Origin of the sequence: Brucella sp. IR068, from assembly GCF_049065885.1 — a bacterium.
Taxonomy (GTDB): Bacteria; Pseudomonadota; Alphaproteobacteria; order Rhizobiales; family Rhizobiaceae; genus Brucella; species Brucella intermedia.
Genome location: NZ_JBAKHE010000010.1, coordinates 31,645 through 53,114 on the forward strand (window position 1 = coordinate 31,645; position 21,470 = coordinate 53,114).

Here is a 21,470-nt window from a genome sequence, read left to right on the forward strand (position 1 = left end):
CCATGGAGCCGCATTCCTCAATAGTTGGTGACGTCGACGACGATCAGGGAGTAGAAATTGGGTGGCCACACTTGGAACCCCGCACCAGATGACAAGGGCGTCCGCAACTGTCTTGACGCACACAAGATATTCGCGCCCGACGTCGCTACTCGGCTGGAATGGAATGTAGATATCCAAAGCGTCGGACTGACTCTAGAAACGCTTACGGAATAGAACGGGGCGGCCATAATCACCGCGTACGCCCGACCCGCTGCGAAACCGAAGGTCCCGTTACCTGCGTTCTCGAGCACCCCGCTGATGCGGAGAGGCCGCATGTCGCTGTTGAACACAACCTGCCCCGAGCCATTCCAAATCAGAAGGCCCGAACGTGAGGCGTTAGCGACGTGCGGGGCGCGGTCGAACACGTAATACTGAACGGCGGTGCCGGCGCCGGCTTCTGTGTACCCGACATAAGTGAAGACATTTCCCGACTGCGTGCAGGTATGGATCATCCAGTACGCGCCGTGATATATCGCGATGAGCGGGTTGGTTCCGGTCACAGTGATCGTGAAGCTCGAGTTCAGATATGGATCGGCAGCCTGAGAGATGACGGTCCCCGAGGCGGTAAGGACGAGATTGGTGTAATTCTCGTCGATCTGGACCGTTCCATAATCGTTTCTGATAAAGAGACCGGCTGTCATCAGTACACCCCCCACACAAAGTTGACGTTTGCCCGCCTGTGAGCGGGGGTGCTTCCCCAAGCCCAGAACAATGACGTCGTATTGCGTGTGATCGTCGGGTAGTCGTAGCCGGTCTCGAAGCCCTGAGCCCGTGGTATAAGCGAGAAAAACAGGGTGCCCGTATCCCAGCCCCCTGGCGTGATGCTGCCATCGGCTGTTCCAATCGTGCCGAAGCCGAGGATGCGCCCCATTCTGGTGGTCGTGTCCATCACGACACGACCGTATTCGTCCCAAATGATTAGACCCGCGGCCATTACCATACCCCCAGTCGAACCCGCTCAACGCCGTTTGCGTCGAACACACGGATCAGCGAGTCCTGGATCATCGTCCTCTGGCCGCTGGGAGCGCTTTGGAACGTGCCGATGGTTGCAGTGATCGCCGAAAGGCTTGACACGCTGAGCTTGTCAGCAGTGATAGATCCCTCAACGACAAGCTCACCGCCGTTTCTACGGCGAATGTATGCTCCGCCGAAATCGGTTCGGACACCTCCGGGAAGGGTGTAGGCCCATGCGCGCAGCAAAATATACCGGCAGCCCGACGGTACGACGAAGTTGGTCGAGTGCGACGTCCGGGTCTGTGCACTATCCGACCGGCCACCAAATATCTGACCGCCGGTCCGGTTCTTATTCACGTCGTAGGTGTCAACAGTGAAAAAGGTATAGGCGGGCTTGGTGTGGTGGTGAACAACTTCGCAGCCGACGTTATACTGCTCGCCAACTGCTACCTGAACGAGTTGGCTCGTCCACAGGGTGAGCTGCCCGGAGTAATCCGTGGCAGGTGTGATCCTGATGCTTCCTGCAGAACCAACAAAACCGGACCAACCGCCAACCACGCCGATCTCCACGGCCCCCAACGACGTAGCCAAGTTGTCCCAAGCATCAGGATCTTCCATATTGCCGTCAGGGATCATGTTCGAGTTGTTGCCGATAAACATCTTCGACGCGGTAACCGCGCCGGCCTGCAACATGTTGGTGCTGATCGAGCCGGCCACCAAGATGCCCGCCCGGAGACTATCCAAATCAGCCTGAGCTGCCGTTATCGTGCCGGTCTTGATATGGTCACCGTCGATCACCGTACGACCGTACTGAGCCACCAGTCGAGTATTCCCCTGATAGGTCGCCAAGATCACGCAGTCGGAAGCTTGAGCCACCGCCAGATCCGTCGTGGAGGCGATCTCATACGTACCCTTCTGCCAATAGAGATATAGCGTGCCGGTCGTGTAATTGGCTGAACCCTCGACAATGTCTCGCCAGGCGCTGTTACCGTCATCTCCGATGTACGTGATCGTCCCCGGCGTCCAAGACACGCTGTTCACGCTCGGCTTGTTGTGCTCGAACTCCAGGTTGATGATCTCGATGCCACGCTGGCCGATCGTCAGACTGTTGGCTTTAATCGTGTTGGCTGATATCGCACCGCCGTTGATCTCTGTTAGATCGCCACCCGAGCGCCAGTCGGCAAGGCTCGTGCCGCCAGAAATCAAAATCTTACCAGGGTCTATTTTGGTCATACCTGCATTGACCAGAGCCGCCGCCTCACGAGGCATCGTTTCAAGTCGAACGAGCTGAGCTTCCATCGCCTGCGGCAAGTCTCCCGTTCCGTAGTTGAACAGAATTATGGGAGAGATGTAGCTGACCACCTCAGAGAGCTTTGACGGATCAGACGGGGTCGTTCCTCCGGTCACCGTCGCGCCAGGCGCCGAACCATCGATATAGGTCGAATAGTTCGCCCACTCACTCGGCACCTCTGACTGACTGAAATTTCCTACGATGTAGTGATACGGGCTGCTTTCCCCGATAACGCCGAGGGCATTTACCGGTGTGGTCTTGTCAGAGGCAAAGCCTGCAATGCCAAGATAGCAAGAGCGGTTGGGGTCGCTCGCACCTACACGGCGAATTCGAAACGTGAGCTTGTAGATCCTGGACGGATCGAACGGCACCTTTTCCTGCGAGATGGCTGCGCCTTGGTCACCCGTGCCCCGCATGACCTGCTTGCCGTTACCGTCGTCCGCGAACACTACGCTCGGGTTCGTGTTCCAGTTCTCGGCAATCGACATGTCGTCATTGACGATATCGCTGGAGGTGATCGTACCCAGCGTGCGACCATCAACCGTGATCGAGCCTGCAATAGCCGTTCCAGCCTGCAGCTTGTCAGCCGACAACTCGGTAACGTGAGCGTCACCGATAATTGCTTCAGCGATCTGTGCAGAACCAGTGATGACCGCCTGGTTAGTAACGAGATGATTGGCGCCGATTGTATGAGCCAACACCAGCCCGCCGTCCATATACGCCCGACCTTCGACCAGTTGGAATACGGTCCCACCCTTGTATATGCCCAGCACTATACCGTCGTCGGCATAGACCGCGACGATATTCTGGGTCGTGGAGAGCTGAGTGTCCCCGCGAACGTAGAAGACGTAGATCGTGCCTCCGATCCAATCTACGGAGCCGGCTTCGATCTCCCTCGTCTCGGTCCCCTTGTTGTAGGTTATCGAACCGCTGCTCCAGGTGAGTGTGTTCTTAGCTTCACCCTGACCAGGATTAAACAGGATGCCTTCAATGGTAGGCAGTTCGGTCTCAGGGATTTCGCCCGTGGTCGCGCTCACCATCGAGGTGAAGCGGCTCTTGTTACCTGAGGTGTCGACCGCACGAAGCCAGTAGAAGCGCTCAGTCTCCAGTGCGAGGCCGGTGCGAGAGAACGCCGTGCCGGAGGTCTCCGAGACAAGAGATGCCTCGCTGAGATCGTCGGTCTCACTCTCCCACACCTCGATATGCGAGAAGTCCGGGTCCTGCGGTACAGCCGCCGACGTCGCTTGACCGGCAGAGACAACATAAGGGGAAACTCGCGAGCCTATTTCCAGTTGCGCGCCCCAAATTGTCAGTCCGGACTCACCGTTACCAATATAGGACGGAGCACCATCCGCGGGCATGGAAACACCGTCGCTCAGCATAATGGCAACGGTGTTCGACTGCTCTGCGGGCAGATCGGCGGTCAGCGCGCACCGGAAGAAGCCGCCTTCGTAGGGGATGATCTTGGCTGCCGCGGTGCCGCCGATGACGGTACCAGACTCGAGATCAAAGTATGCGGTCTGCAGACCCTCTTCACCCGATAGCGCCAGCTGCAGAACTCTCCTCTCCTCGGCCTTGGCGTAGACGCTGAGGGTGTTCTCGCCTGACGCGTCAGTATAGGTGATCATGCCGTGATTGCCGGTCGTTGCTAATTCGACCAGACGCGTTGCAGTAACCCCACCGATCGGGTCCCCGATGCCCGCGATGTTGACAACGGAACCCTTGTGCCAAGCGACAGGTGAAAAGTCTTGCGACCAAGGCAGCAAGTTTTTTACCACTGCTGTGTCCCACTTCAGCCAAATTGCGGCTAGTCCGGCAGACGCTACCAGGTGTCCAGGATCGAACGGTGGCAGGTTGTCTCGAGCGGTAACAATGCTGACCGGAGCACAAGGTGCCGACTTATTGTTCATCCGGTCATAGGCGGCCACCCGGACGGTGGTAGCCACACCAGGACGGACCCTCCACTGGTAGGCGTTATCAGAGGTCAGATAGGATACGTAATTACCGTCGCCTTCCTTGATCTGAACCTCATAACCCGCGAGGTCTTCCTCGGTATTTGCGTCCCACTTTGCAATTAACTGCACATAGCCGGGATCGTCTTCCAGAACCGTAGAGATGAGCGCCAGTCCGGTCGGGGTCGCAGGCGGCTCGGTGTCGATTGTTACTTCAAGTGCCTGTCCCATCACCTCGGACGATGCCAGGAAGTCGTCTTCCGAGAACGAGTCGATGTGAGCGACCCTGACATAAATCGGTATAGAGTTACCCACCTGGAATGGGTACAGGCCAGCCTGCCCCTCAAATACAGGTGTCGTGGCCGTCGGATCGTAGCCACTTAACGGCTCGGCCCATACCTTTGTCTTGACATAGTCAGTGTCGACGGTCGCGCCCCACGAAATAAGGATCTGACCGAAGCCCGAGTCCACCTTTACGGCTGGAGCGTCAATCGGCGGATTGTATGCTGTTAGCTCTGCGGGCACCGACGTGCGGTCAATCCCCGTCACAATGAAAGTGGCGGTGACCTCGAAGAACAGCCGGCGAGCAGGTTTCCCGTCGGTCCGGTTTTTGTCGATAGTGTACGTGTACTTTGGCTCGAACACATTCTCTTCGCGGCGAAGCACGCGCTCGCCATCGACCAAGCCGTAGACGCGAACCGTGTTCATCTTGTACATGGAGTTGTTCGTTGGCCCGCCAGGGAAATAGTTTTCCCACTTGATCTCGCAGTCCGGACTTTCAAACGGGCGTGCCAGTTGGAGGTTGCGAACCTCCGGAACGGCGACCTCACCCCAACCCATGGCATCGTACAAGAGCGTCGCCGGATCAGAGCGGCCATTCGAAACGCCGAGCGTGTACACCTTGATCGTATAAAGACCAGGAATGACGTCCTCAACATCGACCGAAAACCCCGAGACACGTGGATAGGTGAAGCGATCCTGATCGTTCGGAGACTCGATCTCGACGCGGAACACAGACGCCAGGTTCTTAGCATCACCCTCCCACGATACCGTCAGCCCAACCTTCGGCACGCCGTTGACGAAATAGCTGTACTCCTTGGCCGTCAGGTTTTTTGGAGGCGTGAGCTCTCGCTCTTCACGGTAGCTTGGCGTATCGAAGCGGGCGGAGCGATCGACAAACTCATACTTCGGGACATGCTTCTGCAGCGCCGTTATCTCGAAGATGTGGTCTTCCTTCTCCGTGTTAGCCAGAACCCGAAACGGCCTAGGAGCGACGTTGGAAGCAGAGAGAACCCACACAGCCGCCGAGACAGGCTGCTGTGGTAAAGCCGTTCCGAGCGCGAGCGTCGACCTGGACCCGGCACCACCAACGACTGGGCTGCTGGCAACCGATCCGTCAGGCATCATCACGTAGAGCGAATAACTTACCCCGCTCTTCAAGGTAACTTCACGGTCGAGCGTGACACTCGTGGCGGACTGGTATCTTTTTAGGCGGCCACCGTTGTCGACGCCAGATATGCGCTCGTCCATGATCAAGATATCGTCGCCAGGCTTCAGAGAAGCGTGATCCATACCGGCCCGATAGGTGACAGTCTGGGTTTCGTAGAGCTCGGACTGCAAGATCCACATGCCCAAGCGTCGAGCCTGGCCTCGAGACGTGCAGCCGAAAGCATTCACCTCCTTGACCCGCTCGCCATAGCGAAGGATCGCCTGGGGGTCGCGAACCACCTCGACCGCCGACTTATACAGGTCGTTCGGGTCCATGTAGCGGACGTGAGCGACAGTGTGTCGTGCCGTGTGCGATGAAGATGAATAAATGAATTCTCCATCAACAACGTTCGCGCGCGTTACCAGTTGAACGGGATCGGACGGGCGATCCTGCACTGCGGTGACCGATCCCGAAGACCAGAACGACATACCACGGAATGAGGATGCAATTAATTGCAAAAGCTCGTAACATTCCTTGTTGTCGGTCAGATACGCCGCCATCCGGAAGCGAGGCTCCATGCCACCGAAGCCGTCGGGAACGAGTTGGTCACAGTAGGCCCCGATCTCATAGAGCGTCCACTTGTCGACAGAAGACTCAGGAATGTACTCACCCATACCGACGCGCCTGTTCGTGACGATATCATAGTAGATCCAGGCAGGGTTGTCGGTGTAGGCGTCTTTGAACGTACCGTTCCAGATGCCGCTATATGTTCGGTTCACCGGGTCGTAGTTTGAAGGGACTTTGATAATTGCGCCGTCGCCCTCGACCGCGAGGGATGGCAGGCCCTGCTCGAAGTCCTCGGCGCTGATCGCCATCGCCAGGAGCGCGCTATCGGGATAAATGAACTGTTCGTCAATAATGCCAGTCAACGAAGCGAAATAGAGCATATCCTGGGTCTTCGTGTTATCCTCTGCATCGCTCGTGATGCGGGTGACACGCACTTCCCACGGATAGGAGACGCTCGGCGCAGGGTTCTGCGGGAGCTTGATAGTATAGCTCTTGTCGTAGCCGGAGGTGTTCTTACCCGATAGCGTGATCACACCGAACGCATCTACATAACTGCCGTTGTAGGGCCTGACCTCGATACGGAACTGTACCGACGTCCGCTTCATACCTTCATCTGTCTGCTTGAACAGGGCCGGTATGCGTATCATTACGCGGCAATGCGTAAAGTCTGGGTCAGTCAGCGTGCGGGTGACTGGATTGTTCTTGGTGACCTGAACGCCGATTGTGGTCTCCTGTTCGACGCCCTTGAAGTTGTCGAAAGGAGCCTGATCCGGGAGCCCGGAGCGGAAATCCCACTGCACACCTCGGAAGTTGAGCTGGCCGTTGTCAGCCTCGAGACGGGTCTCATCCAACAGAATGTCCCTCGATCCGCGAGTCGGTCCTACAATCTCTCCGTCGCTGAGGAGCGCGATAAAGCGAACGGTAGCGTTCGAACGCAAGGTGTTCTTGTCGTTCTTGGCGCTGCCTTTGCCACCGCCACCCTTGCCGTGCAAGAATTCAGTAATCTTGGGCAACTGCGTCATCAGAAACCTCGCTTAGGCCGACACGTCTTCGGTGTGGACGCCTGCAGAAATGATCGGAATGTTCGTTACCACCATGTGCCCATACCAGCGGGGCACCGGCATTCCTTGGGTGGCAATCCTGGGTGCGTTGGAGAACATGCCGCTCTCCTTCTCCTTCTCGTCTTTCTCCTGGGCGGAGAGCATCTGGCTGACGCCAGCCAACGCCATGCCGATACCGACGGTGACGAGTTGGCTATAGGTGATCCCGCCGAATGCAGTAGCCGAGAGAGCCGGTGCTGCGAAGAATGCGACACCAGCGAGCAGCACACCGGCAATGATCTTACCTATCGCTGCACCCTTACCGCCCGAACCTTGAAGCACCGGCACAATGTGCAGATCCGCGCCACCAAGACCGAAATGGACGTCCTGCTCACCGAGGTAGATGCCGGTCTTCCGGTTGCCACGCACGCACTGGAAGTCACGCTGAGCGACGTACTGCTTGAAGCCCCGCACTTGGCAGCCGATCGCACGGACTGCTTCGGCCAAGCTATTCACCTCGAGCTCGAACTTCTTGCCGAAGAGCTTGCCTGCCTCGCCGTGCAGGTAAATCGTCCGCATCATTTCGAGCTCCCTTCGTACCGGAGCCAATGGCTGATCTTCTGGCCCCAGCGATGGATTGGTTCACGAACGGACAGGCGCCACTGGAGATGGTGGAGGAGCAGTCCGTCCTCGATCATCACTCCGCCATGGTTGGGGACTTCGGAGCGGATCGACATGAGCACGCAATCGTCGGGGCGAGCGTCCGCGGAGTCGATCATGACGAACCCGGTCTCCTTGAAGTAGTCGAGATACAGGTTCTGACCTTGCTTCCACCATTCGAAATCTCGAGCCTTGTCCGGGAACACGATCCCCTTCTCGGTGCGGAAGTAGTCACGCACGAGCGAGTAGCAGTCCCAGACGCCATGCCGGAACGGGCGACCGACCAAGGGGGCAATCGGGGCTTGGTCACCGAAGAAGAACGGCTCCGAGCACGACGGCTCACTATCAGGGTTCGCCTCATCGACTGAAACCACGGCGATGCCCCACGGCATGCCGGATTTCATCTGGTTCTGCATGTCGAGGCCGGAAGGGTAATCCTTCTTGTTCACGTGTGAATGCAGCAGGGCAAGGACCTCGCCCTGCTCTGCGGCCACCACGTAATCCTCGGCCTTCAGCCTGAAGTCCTCTGTTGGCTTCTCCGCAACGTTGGCGCAAGGCACGTATTTGCTATTGATTGCACTTTCACCCACGACAAGGCCGCACGCCTCTTCGGGGAATGCAGCAACTGCGTGGACCTTGAACTGATCGATGACTTCTTGCGGAAACATTATGACCTCACTGAACTGTCGTGCGGATCAGACCGGGGAAGGCCCGCGTCGGAAGAGGCTGCTTAACCCCACCCGCGGGGCGGAAACGCAGCCGGCAATCCGATAGTAACAGGCCGCACTGATCCTTATCGGCGGTGGTCGGGTTGCCGCTGGCGTCGTAGTAGCGTGCCTCTGCAAACGGACAGGTCGCCTTCGAATAATCGAAACCACCACCGGGCTTCGGAATGCGATAGGTGTGCGTGCAGGTGTCGCGCAGCATCTTACGACGAGGAACCGTCAGGCCCTGCTGGTCGACTGCCGCCGCGAGGACGAACTCGATCTCGGTCGCCCCCTGCTTCGTCTTCTGCTCGATGCGATAGATATCAGGCGGGTAATAGGCAGTCGGATCGGCCTCGGCCTCGCCGTCCAAGAACTGGCGGTAGGTGCGGACACGCGTGAACTTCGCGCCAACCAGGTCGTCGAACTCGTAGAGAAGGCCAGCCAAGAAGTCCAAGGCGTTGCTGACGGTCACCTTCGGTCGCGGGAAAGGACCCTGCCCCGTCAGCTCCCAGCCACTCGTCTTGATATCTACAGGCGTGTAATCGACCCCGCCGAAGCGCAACGGTTCGTAGGTGCCGTCCTCTTTCTTGTTCACGCTGTTCGTCAGATAGAAGATTTGCCCGACGCCGATAGGTGTCAGGTCCAGGATGAACAGGTTGACGCGATCACCAGGGGTAAGGCTCTGGGCCGTACGTGCAATAGCGGTCATGGATCAAACGTCTCCTCGAAAGCTGCCGACACGGAATAGGTCCGCGGCGCCGTCAGGCTCTTGCGCCATTCGGTGCAGATCCACTGGCGGGCCGTGGTCTCGTGCGGAAAGGTCCAGATGAACGGGCGGTAGCCGGCGCGTTCCTCGAAGAACGCCTCGATCGCATTCCCCTCACTGAGCTCCAGGTTTGTGAAATTAATTTCAATCTTGCGACCCAACGCATTGAGGCCATCCCCAGAACGCTGGGAATAGCCATCGCCGAATTGGGCGCGACGGATGCGGGGCTTCACGCTGGTCGACGATCCAACGTCGACATGCACCAAGCCAGGGGGTTGAAAGACTGGGTAAGCCATTATGCGAACGCGCTCCTGTTAAACATGCCACCAGCGAGCATCTGCTTGGCCGTGAACTCCTGCATCTTGAGATCCATCATCGTGTCGATTTGGTCGGAGATCTTCGCGGCCAGGTCTTCGTTGCCTTCCGGCGTGCCGGTTGCGCCTTCGATCTGGATGATCGTCTGAGGCGCGAACACACCTCCCCCGCCGCCACCACGACCGCCACTGCCCATGCCGGAAGTGAGTCCGGACAGTGCTCGCTGGGTGCGCTCGTCTTGCTTCTCCGTGAGGACCCGCTCACCTTTCTGGAGGAGAGCAAGATACTCGTCGCCCTGCTTGCTCGAGCCGTTGTGGAACTTCGGGATGCCTGCATAGGACGACAGGTTGATCGTCGGTGACGTCGGGCCGACCTTGCCGCCCTCGTGCAGGAACAGCGAGAAGATGGAGCTGAAGATGCCACCGAAGCCGCCACCGCCCCCACCGAGACCACCCATGAGCTGCTGGATCAGACCCATCAGCCCCTGACCAAAACCACCGAGGCCGCTCGTTGCGTCCGCGAGAGGCTGCTGCAGACCACCGGTAGCCTGACCGAAGTTCATGACCTGCGGAGCAGAGCTGTTCGCCTTCATGCCCGCCTGCTGGATCTTCGTGCCTGCTTGGTCGAACTGCGGCCCTGCCTGCTGGGCTGCCATGCCGGCCTGCTGCAGGTTCACCCCGGTCGAAGTGAAATTGCTTGCAGCCATCTGGGCGTTGTTGGCGACCTGGCCGATGTTGGTGCCCATCTGGTTCAGGTTGGTGTTGACCTGCTGGATCGAGTTCGTGACCGCCGCCACATCGATGCCATTGGCTGCACCGCCCATGCCAACAGACTGCACGCCAGGCCACATCGCACGCATCTGAGAGTTCAGACCGTTCTCCCAGGAACCGCCACCCATGCCAACACGACCACCACCTACGTCGAAGTGCATGGAGTCGAGAGCACCGTACTTGCCCTTGCCGCCCGAGAAGTAGCCACCCCAGCGGAACTGGTCCTGAAGCTCAGGGAACATCTCCATCTGTGACAGGCGGGCCTGCTGGGCGAACTGCTCGTACACCCGGAAATCTGCGGCGTTCTGGTAGTTGTCGAACACCCGACCTGTGAGCGGATCGCTGAGCCGCACATCTGCCGCCATACCCTTACCATGGAAGCGCTTGTCACCAGGGCGAAGACCACTGATGGCTTCCACGTTGAGATTGGTCTTGGATGCGGCGTCTTGCAGGATCGCCAGAAGCTTCTTGTCGATATTGGCATTGAAGTTCTTGGCGAACTGGAGGCTGTTCCCAGTGCTGATCGGGCTGGTCGAGAAAGTCGACAGGTTGTCGTTCAGGATCTTTGAAAACGCATCCGATGCCTTGTTAGAGTTCGCTGCCGGAAGAGCACGCGTGATCTCGCTACCCGTGCCGCCCGCGACACCGAGGCCGGCCCCGCTGAGAACGACATTAGCTGCCGTAACGCTCATCTGGGCAGTGCTCAGGTTCTTCAGGAAATCAGGCTGGGAAACGTCTGCCGACTTGGAGATGCCGAGCTTCTCAGCCAGGCCACCGAGAAAGCCACCCTTGCCGACAGCGTTCTGCATGTCACGGACAGCACTCTTCATGATCTGGTTCACGCCGATGCTGACCAACTGCTTGCCAAGGTTCCGAAGCATGTTCTGGAACCCGCCCTTCTCACCGACGAGAGCGCCGGAGATGGCGTCGGACATGCTCGAGGCGAAATCCTTGGCGGCGCCGAGCAGGTTGTCGCGTAGGGTGCCCACGCTGTCTGCCCAGCCGACGAAACCGGAAGACGAAGCACTCTCGATATCCTGGAGCTGCCGGTTGTACTCCTGCAGCTGCGCGATCTGCTCCTTGGTCAGAATGATGTTGCGATCAGCCAGCTGGTTGACCGCCTGCTGCGTCTTGACGTCAGCCTTCTTGTAGTCACCCGAAATCTGGGCGAGCTGGATGGACTCGCGGATTGACTTCAGCTGATCAGCAAACGGGTCGCGGGCCGAAAGAGAGAGGCGGTCGAGCGAAGCCATCAGCTGCTGATACTGGGCGAGCGTGATCGAGCCGTCCTGGAGGGCCTTGTTCAGAACAGCCTGGTCAGCTGCATACTGGCGGGTTGCGGCACCCACGGGGTCAAGGTCATCGAGAAGCGAGCGAAGGGCTGTCGCCTGCTGAGTGGCGGCCATGATCGAGGCGAGCTGGTTACGCTGGTCAGACAACAGCTGACCATTCGAGCGTTCGAAGTTGGCAATATCCTGCGCGATCTTTAGGCGGTCACGTTCGGCATCCGTGGTTGCCTGAGCTATGGCCAGGCTCTCCCGTGCGCTACGAAGCTGCTCCTCGAAGGCCGCGGCCTGGCGTGCCTTCTGAAGCTCCTGCACCTTGGCACGGATCTGGTTCTTCTGGTCTTCATCCAGCTTCTTGCTTTCGTCCTGAAGGTCACGGATCGTGCGACGCACTTCTTCCTCGGCCTTGGCTTCCGCCGTGACCGCACGCGCTGCGTTGATATCGTCCTCGAGACCGCGGATCGTATCATCGAAGCGAGCCTTGGACTGAGCTGCGAAGAGCTCCTGCATTGTCGCCTTGACGCGATCAGCGCTCTCCTTGTCGTCAATACCCATCTGCTCTTTGATATCTCGGAGCCTCTGCGTGAGAGCCAGCTGGTTCTTCGCCTCACCTGTTACGGCGCGAGCCGCGCTGATCTCGTCCTCCACGTCACGCAGGGAAAACTTGATCGGGTCCGCGAGCTGTTCCTTCTGGAGATCAAGAACACGCTGAGCGCGATCGATTTCCTGCTGGGTAATCTTGGCGTTGCGGGACTGGAGGGTCTCCAGGCTTCGCTCACGAATATTCTGAAGAGCCTGCTCGCGCTTGGCCAGGTCATCCATGAGACCGATGCGCGAGTTCAGAGACTTCAGAGCTTCGTAGTCGTCATCGCTGATCGGGATGGTGACCGAACCCGCCTTCTTGATGCCCTGCTGAACCTTGTCGCGCAGCATCTGGCCAATGCCGTCACCCCAGTCTTTCGGAGGCTCCGGTGTGTATTTTTCCCACTCACCCTTATCGTTCTGGATAAAGTCGCGCTTGCCCGTCCAGTAGTTCATGCCGGCGTTAGGTCCGGACTGTATTGTACCCGTCAGCGGGTCCTGCGCCATGAAGTCGAAGAAGCCCTGGTACTCCTTGCGGAAGTCGCGCATGCGCTTGAGGTTCTCTTCGCTGAAGTTGCGCTTCACCCAGGCAGTAATCCAGTCTTCGCTGCGGCGCACACCCTCAGCTGCGAGCATGCCGACGATAAACGGCCAGGTGCGCGCAAGCACGGTGCCAGCGAGCGAAAGGGCTGCACGGAAGCCGCCCATCGCCTTCGTCAGCAAACCCACGCCCGTGATAGCGCCGCTGAAGCCCATAGTCGTCAGAAGCGGTGCCAGCAGCCTGGACGCCGCGATCACACCACCGATGGCCGGCGCCAAGACGATGAACGCTGCCGCTACCTGCTTGATGACGACCGGAAGCCCCTGGATGACGTCGGTCAGGGCATTCAGGGTTCCAGTGGCTGCGGTGATGAGCGGGCCGGTGAGCGGGGACAGGGCTTCACCAATCGATGCCTTGAGCAACGTGTACGCCTTAACCATCCCCTGGATCTGGTTGTTCTGCGCTTCGAAGAACTGCTGAGCCTCGCGATCGAGAGCGCCTTCCATGTCCGGACTCTGCACGAGACGCAGCTTGTCACGCACCGCATCCACCTGCGTGCCAATCGCACCAAAGACGCGCTTGATTTCGTCGGTGTCCATGCCCAGAGCCTGGAGCAATCCCTTGGAGCCACCCGAGGCCGTCAAGCTGTTGTAGGCTTCAGCGAACTTGAGTAGGACCTCCTCCGGCTTCTCCTCGAGCAACGTTGCGAACTGCTCGCGGGTCATGTTCGTGACCTGCAGGAACGACTTGAAGCCCGTCGTGTTGTTCGCCAAGCCGTCGCGAAGGCTGCGGAGAACGCGACCAGAGGACGTGCCGAAGAGCTCGAAATTGACGCCCAACTGACGAGCGCCTGCCGAGAGAGCGAGAATGTTCTTGGAGCTCATCCCAAATTCTGCGGTCGACTGCGCCAGAACCGTGGCCATGTCGAGGATTTCGCTTTCGGTGGCTGCTGTGTTGTTGCCGAGGTAGTTCAGCGCGTCACCGAACTCACCAACGGCCTTCGCCCCCTCGCCCGTGAGCGTCAGGATACGGGAAACTGCAGACGCCCCCTGCGCGCCAACGATATCGGTCGTGACGCCCAGCTTGCCGAGCACCTCAGTCATGCTGACGATGTTGTCGACGCCCTTGACGCCCAGCTGGCCAACCGTCTCGGAAAGCTGCTGAAGCTGACCGGTGTCGATGCCGTTCATGCCTCGGTTCAGGTTGTCGAACTTCTTGCGGAAATCATCCAGCTCGCGACCGGCCATATTCGTGGTCTTCACCACGCCTACCAAGCCGAGTTCGTACTGGCCCCAAGCCCCCACCGTGCCCTGCAGGGTCCGCATGGAAGCGTAGAGACCACCGAGTGCAACGGTGGCCTCCTTGGCTTTCTTCACGAGGTTGTCGAGCTTACCTCCGGCCTTTTCATTCTCGTCGCCAAACTTCTTGGCGCCGTCGCCGGTCTTCTTGAGACTGTCCCCGATCTTATCGAGGAGGGCACTTGCCTCGTCCCGCATCTTCAGGATGAATTCGAGCTCTTCAGGGTTCATATGCCGCTCCGCAACATGCAATTAATTGCACTAACTACTTTTTCGGCCTCTGACTGCTCGGCCCACGCCTGGCTTGCTGCTTCTTGATCTTCTCCGCTTCCGCCCGGTCACACTGATCATTGGCGTCGTCGAGGATACGGAACACTTCGAGGGCTTTATTGGACTGACTCAGGACGCCGCCCCCACCAGGGAGAAACCCGCGCTTGTACAAGCCGTAGAACTTAAGCATCCACGCCCAGAGCCTGGGGTTCTCGTGGATATGCTGTCTGGGGCAGGCGTATGTCGTCTCCCCCATGATGGTGACCGGCTGAGCCGCTGGTCTGAGCCAATTCCTCGGCAGATCCGGTTCACCGGGCTCGGGGTGCCTCAGCCTTATTGCTGTGCATCCCCAAGTGTCCTTCTTCTTGCACCCGTCGCACTGACGTTCGGGCATCAACCTGACGGCGGTGACGCCCAGCCTCAGTTTTTTTCTTCGTCCGCGGAGACCTCACTGATCTCCTTGATACGGGCGCCGAGTTCCTGGGTGAGACGAATGCCCACCTTCGACATGGTTGCGTCGTCGGCTACTTCGTATTCGCGACCGTTGACCTGCACCTTGACCGTCTGGAACGGAATGTCGTTGCCCTTGGCGTCCTTGAAGTTCGAGAAGCCTGCCAGGCCGTGGCGAACAGCATCGATGTTCGTCTGATTGACGCGGGTCTTGATGCCGATTTCGTCAGAGCCCTGCTTGCCCGAGAGCGAGGAGGCGTTGTCGTAGATGTAGCCCATGAGGAAGACGTCGAGAGGCTTCAGGAAGAACTTCGTCGCACCTTCTTCGATGGTGACTTCGTCCTTCATACCCTTCGACGGATCGTTCGGGTCGACCGGAACCTTGGTCTTCTTCTTGCACGGATCAAGATCGGAAACGTGTTCCACCGTGTCGTGCACGGTCATAGCGATAAGGGCCATCTATCTGCCTCCTGGCTGCGTGGCGATGTGGCTGCCCACATGGACAGTGCCGGCAATTTACGAGAGGCGATGACGCTGTGCAATTAATTGCAATCCTAGTGGACTGCTGTATGGTCCGGGTTGTTTGGCGCTGCGTTCTTGTCCGCGATGAAACAGGTGACCTTGGCGGGGGCGAACTTCTTGGCGATCTCATGCGCATCGGCGTAGGTCAACTTGGCCGCGAGCACAGGTCCGATAAGGTTCCCGTCCTTGTCAGCCTGCTGCACGATGTAGACCTTGACAGTGTACCTGCCCATTTTCCGCTCCTTGAAAAACTAGGGGAGAGCGTCTCCACTCTCCCCCAGGCTTCGCCGCATTATGCAATTGATTGCATACCTCAGACGAGGACAATGCAGAGCTCGTCGTTGCCAAGAACGCGAGAGAAGCGCAGCTGTGCGTCGTAGGTGCGGATACCGTTACGATCCTGGTAGGTCAGGCCGGTGTACTGCACGCTTGGCGACAGGAACCATACCGTGTTGCCAGGCTCGGTGCCGCAACGCATCTGGAAGGTCATGCGCTCAGCCGCACCCATCTTGCCCCAGAAGTCGTGGTTCGCGACCAGTTCGGCTTCAGGGTCGATACCGCCTTCCGGAGCACGAGAGACGATACGGGTGCCGACGTAGCCTTCTTTGGAGCTGACGTCCGGACGGACCTGAATGTCGTTCGCCTGCGTGTAGTTGAAGGCGTTGACGATCACGTAGTCCTGGTCGACCCGGAGGCGAGCCAGTTCCACCTGAGACGGCAGCGACTTCTCGTAGTTGGCGATCGGCATCGGCTTGTCGATCGGATCGATGAAGGTTCCCTGGAACTCCCATTCGATACGAGCGTAGTTACCGGCTTCCGCGGTGATCGAGAACGTGCCCAGCGAACCGAGCATCTTGTGCTCAACGCCGTCCATGTTCAGCACCATGGTCAAGCTCTCGAAGTTGTCGGAGACAGGATCGAGACGGAGACCCTTCGGCAATGCCCAGATCGTCCAGCGGGTGCCGGCAGCCAGGTTGCCAGTCCATTCCGGAGTCACCTCGATGCCGGTTGTGCCAAGCGTGATCGCCGTACCCGAGGTAACGGCTGCAGCAGCGCTGCCCTGGCCGTCGGTGTCGGAGGTAACGGTGATCTCTGCTACGCCGGAAGCACCACCCGTCGTGACTTCGAGAACGAAGTTGATCACGTCGGTGTGTGTGGCCCCTGCGACAGATACACCCCAGGTCACCTCAACGGTATGATTACCGACTGGGTAAACCACGGTGCTGTCTGCAGCAGCGTTGGCGGTCAGCGAGTAGCCGCAAGCGCGAAACAGGCGAGAGATGAGCGGAGCGTCTGCGAGAACGCCGCTGTTCTGCGCGCCATTGCCCTTGAGCTCGGTCGTAAACGTCATGGACGCCAAGCGCCGCCCAACAATGTTTGGGAGCGGAGACAAATCGTCACGAGCGAAGTTACGTTCGAGCAGGTTGAGGTTGATCTGGTAGTCGGGCTCTTCGACGTAGAGTGCATCGTTGAGACCGACGGCTGCTTCCTCACGGTAGGTCGCCTCGATCGCGGCCTGAAGCACGGCGCGGCGCGTGAGGAGCGGGGCTGCAACGGTCATAGCTTATTTCCTTCTTCTGGAGTGCGCCTACCGTCAGCTCACGCCTTGAGAGCCGCGATGACCGCGTTGATGGCAGCCTTGTTGGCGTTCGCCACTGCGACGGCCTCCTCAGCTGTGGTAGCGTCCGCTACGGACACTTCAGTCAGAGAGACGATCTGCTGTTTGGTCTTGACGGCGTTTACAGCGTCAGCGTCGGTATAAGCAGCACCGCCACCCCCAGCATTCACTGCATCAATGATGGAGTTAATGAGCTTCTCGAGCGTGCCGTCGAAGATCTTCGACGTGCCGGAGAAAAAACCTTTCTTGAGCTTCTGGAGAGCCATTTGGGGCACCTTTCCTTGTTAGTGCGGAGGACGGGCTCAGACGCGAACCCGCTTACCTCCCCCAATCGAGCGGTACGTGCCGCCCTTCCCGTACTCTTCGGCCTGGACTGCAGGTGTAGCTTCAGGCTCAGCGGCGACCTCTTCGGCTACCGCCTCGGCAACAGACTCATCGACCGGCACTTCGTGATCCGGTTCGTCGGCCTGTTCCTGGGTCTTGCTGATCTTGAGCTTGGTCACTGCACAATCCTCGCCTCTGTGAACGTGTGCAATTAATTGCAAATCAGAGGCGAGGGTCAACGTGTGTGCGTGTGCGTGGTATGCCGGCGACTCCGGCTTACGGTTTTGCGAGAAGTTCTGCCGTTCGGGTCTCGCCAAACAGATCGGTGGCCATACTCACAAGGAGGGGCCACAGTTCATGGTCTGAGCGGAACGTATTGGCCGTCATGAAAATCTGGCGGGTTCTGAACGGCTGACGGGACATGGCGGCTTCCACCTGAGCAGCTTCAGCCTCGGTCATGCGCTCCCACAGAGTTACCGATGGTATGACCGTTACCAGCGGGGCGGCTGGGGCCTCGACCTGTTCGATCGTGTTTCCCGCAGCAATCCACGCTTCGATGTTATGGAAGTCGTTATTACCTTCCGCATTGTCGTTCACGAAGCTTTCCGCTTCACCACCTTCGTATTTAAAGGCGAACCCCTGTTCCGTCTTGCGGACATATTCGAAGTTTCTCTCGTTCATCTTTATCTCATATCTAGTGCACGGCCTAATCAGAGAGATTACAGTTCTGCGTTAAGAACGATATAGCCCCAAATAGTGTTGTTAGAATTAGACATTCTCACCAACCATAGAGGCGCAGTAGTCGGTGTTTCATACGCGGGAACTGAGAATGTGAATGTAACCATATTAGCAAGCGCGGCCTCGAAACCCATGGTGGTATCGATCCATGAGCCATTAAAGTATGATGCACCGCCGACAACACTGGCGGATGGGTTCGCTCGCATAGTAGTAGTCAAACCGATGGTAATCCTGCCACGAAGCTCACCGGCCATTGCTGTACCAACTCCGAGCCAAGAGGGACCCTGCGTGTACCGTTGGTAGTATCTCTCACAGAGCGCAATTTCCTGCTGAATATGTCTTGGCGAAAACGGGTCGTCTTCAAAGGTTGCGTCACCTTCGACGACCGAAACATGCGCGATCGAGTAATTGCCGACTGCGCGAGGCGTCAGAGTAAAGGCCAGAGCAACGTAACCATCATGTGAAGTCCCGAGAGTCTTCCCAGCGATAGACGGCATATCAATCACGCCCTGCCTCTTTCGGGTTGCGGCGTCAAAGACTGTTCCGATATTCAGCGGAACATCGGTGATGACTGACTCCGATGGACTACCGCCCGCGCCGAAATTCTGCCCCAGTGAACAGGTGAGCGAACCACCGTTCACAGAAGGGCCTGATGTATAGGCCGTAACCGTCGCCTTCCTGTTTGCAAGCGTCCTGACGCTTTCGATACGCTGTGTGATGCCAACGGTCCCCGATGTAGGCGCGACGGGGAAATTGAGGTTAAGATAAAACGCGGGTTCTCCGGGAACGTCAGTTTGACCCAACGCGAACGGTTGCTGCGAGACGCCCACCGTCTGATTTGTGTTGTTCGTCACATACCAGCGGTCGAGAACGATCATGTTCTCGCCTGGGGCAAGGTTCCTGTTGCCGCGCTGATTGATAGGGAAATCACCATTGATGATCTTATTACGCCATCCAGAAAGGATGCCTGCGTCGATGTTGGCACGAGCCTGACCTTTCTGCGCAGGCGTCAGATCCTGAACTTGGTCGAAGCGTACAGTGTGCTGGGTCAGGGTGTCGCCAAGATCGGTAATGTCTGCCGAAGCCAGGGTCACATTGCCGCCCCTACCGGCCACCGAGGTTACCGGCGCCGTAGGCGTAGCCAGCTCGACCCAGTTTGCGAGCGTCGATGCCGGTTCAGACTTCAGAATGAAGTTCTTCTGGACGTCCGTACGAACCGCGATCGATCCCTTGGGCACCACGAGCGCGAGCATCTCTGCTTCGCTAGAGACAGTGACGATATCTCCGAACAGGTCATCCGGAAGCTCTTCCAAAGGAACCTTGCCGTCGACTCCGAGTGACGCTGCGCTGATATTGCTGCGCCCCTGAGCCTTCTGAGTCGCATTGAGTGCCTGGTTCTTGTCGAAGCGTACGGCATTGCCGAGGTCATCCATCTTCTGCTTGTCGGCAGCGGACATGAAACCTGACTGCTCTACGGTGGCAACCGCGTGACCATGTTCTGCAGGAGGGAAGACGTCAGGCTTGCCCTGCACGCCACCCCACGGCACCTCATCAGCCTGCTTGGCGTGATCCACGACACCATCACCGTCGACGTCGTACTCAGACTTGAGCATATCACCGAGGCCGGGATCACCCTTGTCTCCCTTGATGCCCTGCTTGCCACGAGGACCGCGCTGCAGAGGAACCTCGACGACAACGATGGTGCGCGTCTGGGCGTTCGCGATGACGTTTTTGACGAGAACAGTTACTTCAGTGGTCATCCGAGCATCCCCGCAGGCGGGCTCATCAGCAGTTCGATGTTCCCGGTGAAATACATGGTCGAAATGTCATCCGGCGCGGCCAGGTCGACGGCGTACTGGATCGGGTTCATATGCCCGCGGAACTGCTCGGTGGTCGCCGCATCGATCTCGAAGACCGGGATCAACTGGATGCCTTCGGCACCCATGTCGACCTCTTCGAAGGTGATGCCGCTTTCCTTGGTGAGCTTGATCTGAATGCCCTCGCTCCAGATGTGCATCCGGATTACCCAGTCAGGCCAGTCAGTCGGGCGCTCCCCGTCGAATTTCATGTCTATGTACATGCGCCAAGCATACCCAGGGGATATGCTAGTGACTTCTTTCGGTAGGGCTGCTCGCAAACTCATGGTCGCCTCGATCAATCTAAGATCTGCAATTAATTGCACACAGCGCTAAAATTGTAATCTTCCAGGGAACCGTCAGGTGCACCTAGCGATCCGGGTGCGGGTCTCGAGGGTCGAAGTGCGAATGCCGGAACATGACCTCCATGAACATCACTCCTACCACGCTCTTGTCGAGGTAAGTGTTGAGATCAATGTCGTTGCCGATGCGCTTCGTGTCGATCGCCAGGCCGCCCCATTTGCGGTTCTGGTCCATCACCCGCTTCAGGACAGTGAGCGTCTCCTCGGCCATAATCGATGGCTTGGGGTCGCCCTTGTTGACCGTAACGCGGAACTCCACGCCCACCTGCAGATTGCATTCGATGAACGGGAACGTGAAGCGCTCCTTCTCGGGACCTTGAACGATGCCTATCGAGTAGCGTTTGCGGTGGTCTTCTCCGCTGAGCGGTCCCATCTCGACCGTGCTGAAAGTCATCGGCCAATCCGGCTCCTTCACGGACCGGTAAGCCACTAGGACGTTCTCGAGGATCTGCTGGCGCACGCTAGGCGTATCGGGCATGTCAGCCTCCCTTGGCCGAAAGGACCGAGCGCACGATCGAGTCCATCGACTTCTCTACAAAGTATGGTAAGCCCGCATCGAGGGTCTTGCGCATACCGAGGCGTGGCGGGATCGTTACGCTGGTCTTCAATACATAAAGCGGGACGATCTGGGTCCCGCGCTTCTGGAAAATGATCAGGTTGCCGGCTCTGCTCTTGGCAACGAAGGTGTTGTCCCATTCTCTGGCGGATCTCTTCTTCGGCGTGCCGTCTGAATTAAGGGCTGCCGGCAGGGGGATCGTCAGGTACTTGGCCTTACGAGGCTTGATCGTGGCCCCAAACTCTTGGACAGCTGCCACCTTCGAGCCGCCGATCGATCCCCTGATGGTCGAGAATGTCGTGCCTTCCACCTGCACACTGTCAACAATGCTCTGGAGCATTTTGCCGGATCGCTTGGACAGCGTGTTCGAGGAGGTGCCTCCAGGCCATGAACCGGAGTGACGCTGCACGAGGGCTTCAACCACGCTGTCGAGGAAATCCCTGAGCTCCTGGCTGAGCACCTTAGCCGACCCGTCCCAGCTCTTCTTCAGATGCTGGTGGAACGTGCGAAGACCGGCCTCGGCGTTCCTGAAGCGCTTGTTCCTGAACTGAAACTCGAGAGTAAGAGAAGTCGCCAT

17 protein-coding genes are annotated in these 21,470 nt (G+C 58.3%); all 17 read right to left on the reverse strand.

Translation table 11 applies throughout. The features are described 5' to 3' along the window. Positions 1-17 precede the first annotated feature (17 nt). Positions 18-680, reverse strand: coding sequence for a hypothetical protein (locus ACOWVS_RS16780; RefSeq protein WP_075042141.1), 663 nt, complete (start codon positions 678-680; stop codon positions 18-20). 292 nt (positions 681-972) lie between these two features. Continuing rightward, a complete protein-coding gene (gpJ, locus tag ACOWVS_RS16785; RefSeq protein ID WP_075042139.1) occupies positions 973-7,254 on the reverse strand; it encodes a TipJ family phage tail tip protein in 6,282 nt (2,093 codons plus the stop codon). Between the two features lie 12 nt (positions 7,255-7,266). Next, entirely contained in the window at positions 7,267-7,854 is a 588-nt protein-coding gene (locus ACOWVS_RS16790; protein WP_075042138.1) for a tail assembly protein, read from the reverse strand. After that, entirely contained in the window at positions 7,851-8,600 is a 750-nt protein-coding gene (locus ACOWVS_RS16795; protein WP_075042137.1) for a C40 family peptidase, read from the reverse strand. The genes ACOWVS_RS16790 and ACOWVS_RS16795 overlap by 4 nt, the downstream gene beginning before the upstream one ends. Positions 8,601-8,607: 7 nt before the next feature. Next, positions 8,608-9,348 (reverse strand): phage minor tail protein L, encoded by a 741-nt coding sequence (locus ACOWVS_RS16800; RefSeq protein WP_075042136.1) that lies wholly within the window; start codon positions 9,346-9,348, stop codon positions 8,608-8,610. Then, positions 9,345-9,701: a phage tail protein gene (locus ACOWVS_RS16805; RefSeq protein ID WP_081375276.1), complete on the reverse strand. Its 357-nt coding sequence runs from the start codon at positions 9,699-9,701 to the stop codon at positions 9,345-9,347. The genes ACOWVS_RS16800 and ACOWVS_RS16805 overlap by 4 nt, the downstream gene beginning before the upstream one ends. Next, on the reverse strand, positions 9,701-14,428 hold the full coding sequence (locus ACOWVS_RS16810) for a phage tail tape measure protein (RefSeq protein WP_075042135.1): 4,728 nt from the start codon (positions 14,426-14,428) through the stop codon (positions 9,701-9,703). Before ACOWVS_RS16810 ends, ACOWVS_RS16805 begins: the two co-directional genes overlap by 1 nt. 459 nt (positions 14,429-14,887) lie before the next feature. Further along, entirely contained in the window at positions 14,888-15,376 is a 489-nt protein-coding gene (locus tag ACOWVS_RS16815; protein WP_075042133.1) for a hypothetical protein, read from the reverse strand. A gap of 95 nt (positions 15,377-15,471) precedes the next feature. Next, positions 15,472-15,672, reverse strand: a complete 201-nt coding sequence (locus ACOWVS_RS16820; RefSeq protein ID WP_075042132.1) for a hypothetical protein — start codon at positions 15,670-15,672, stop codon at positions 15,472-15,474. Positions 15,673-15,752: 80 nt separating this feature from the next. Further along, complete coding sequence (locus ACOWVS_RS16825) at positions 15,753-17,000, reverse strand: hypothetical protein (RefSeq protein WP_075042131.1); 1,248 nt, start codon at positions 16,998-17,000, stop codon at positions 15,753-15,755. A gap of 38 nt (positions 17,001-17,038) precedes the next feature. Next, positions 17,039-17,323 carry a hypothetical protein gene (locus ACOWVS_RS16830; RefSeq protein ID WP_075042130.1) on the reverse strand — a complete coding sequence of 95 codons (285 nt, stop codon included), beginning with the start codon at positions 17,321-17,323 and terminating at the stop codon, positions 17,039-17,041. Positions 17,324-17,359: 36 nt separating this feature from the next. After that, positions 17,360-17,560, reverse strand: a complete 201-nt coding sequence (locus ACOWVS_RS16835; protein WP_139309279.1) for a hypothetical protein — start codon at positions 17,558-17,560, stop codon at positions 17,360-17,362. A 97-nt stretch (positions 17,561-17,657) separates the two neighbouring features. Next, positions 17,658-18,062, reverse strand: a complete 405-nt coding sequence (locus tag ACOWVS_RS16840) for a hypothetical protein (protein ID WP_247644437.1) — start codon at positions 18,060-18,062, stop codon at positions 17,658-17,660. Between the two features lie 38 nt (positions 18,063-18,100). Next, positions 18,101-19,879, reverse strand: coding sequence for a hypothetical protein (locus ACOWVS_RS16845; protein ID WP_075042128.1), 1,779 nt, complete (start codon positions 19,877-19,879; stop codon positions 18,101-18,103). Next, positions 19,876-20,187 (reverse strand): hypothetical protein, encoded by a 312-nt coding sequence (locus tag ACOWVS_RS16850; protein WP_139309278.1) that lies wholly within the window; start codon positions 20,185-20,187, stop codon positions 19,876-19,878. The genes ACOWVS_RS16845 and ACOWVS_RS16850 overlap by 4 nt, the downstream gene beginning before the upstream one ends. A 157-nt stretch (positions 20,188-20,344) precedes the next feature. Then, the gene (locus ACOWVS_RS16855) at positions 20,345-20,815 is read right to left on the reverse strand and encodes a hypothetical protein (RefSeq protein WP_075042126.1); all 471 of its coding nucleotides are present in this window, start codon (positions 20,813-20,815) and stop codon (positions 20,345-20,347) included. A 1-nt stretch (position 20,816) separates the two neighbouring features. Then, entirely contained in the window at positions 20,817-21,470 is a 654-nt protein-coding gene (locus ACOWVS_RS16860) for a hypothetical protein (protein WP_075042125.1), read from the reverse strand.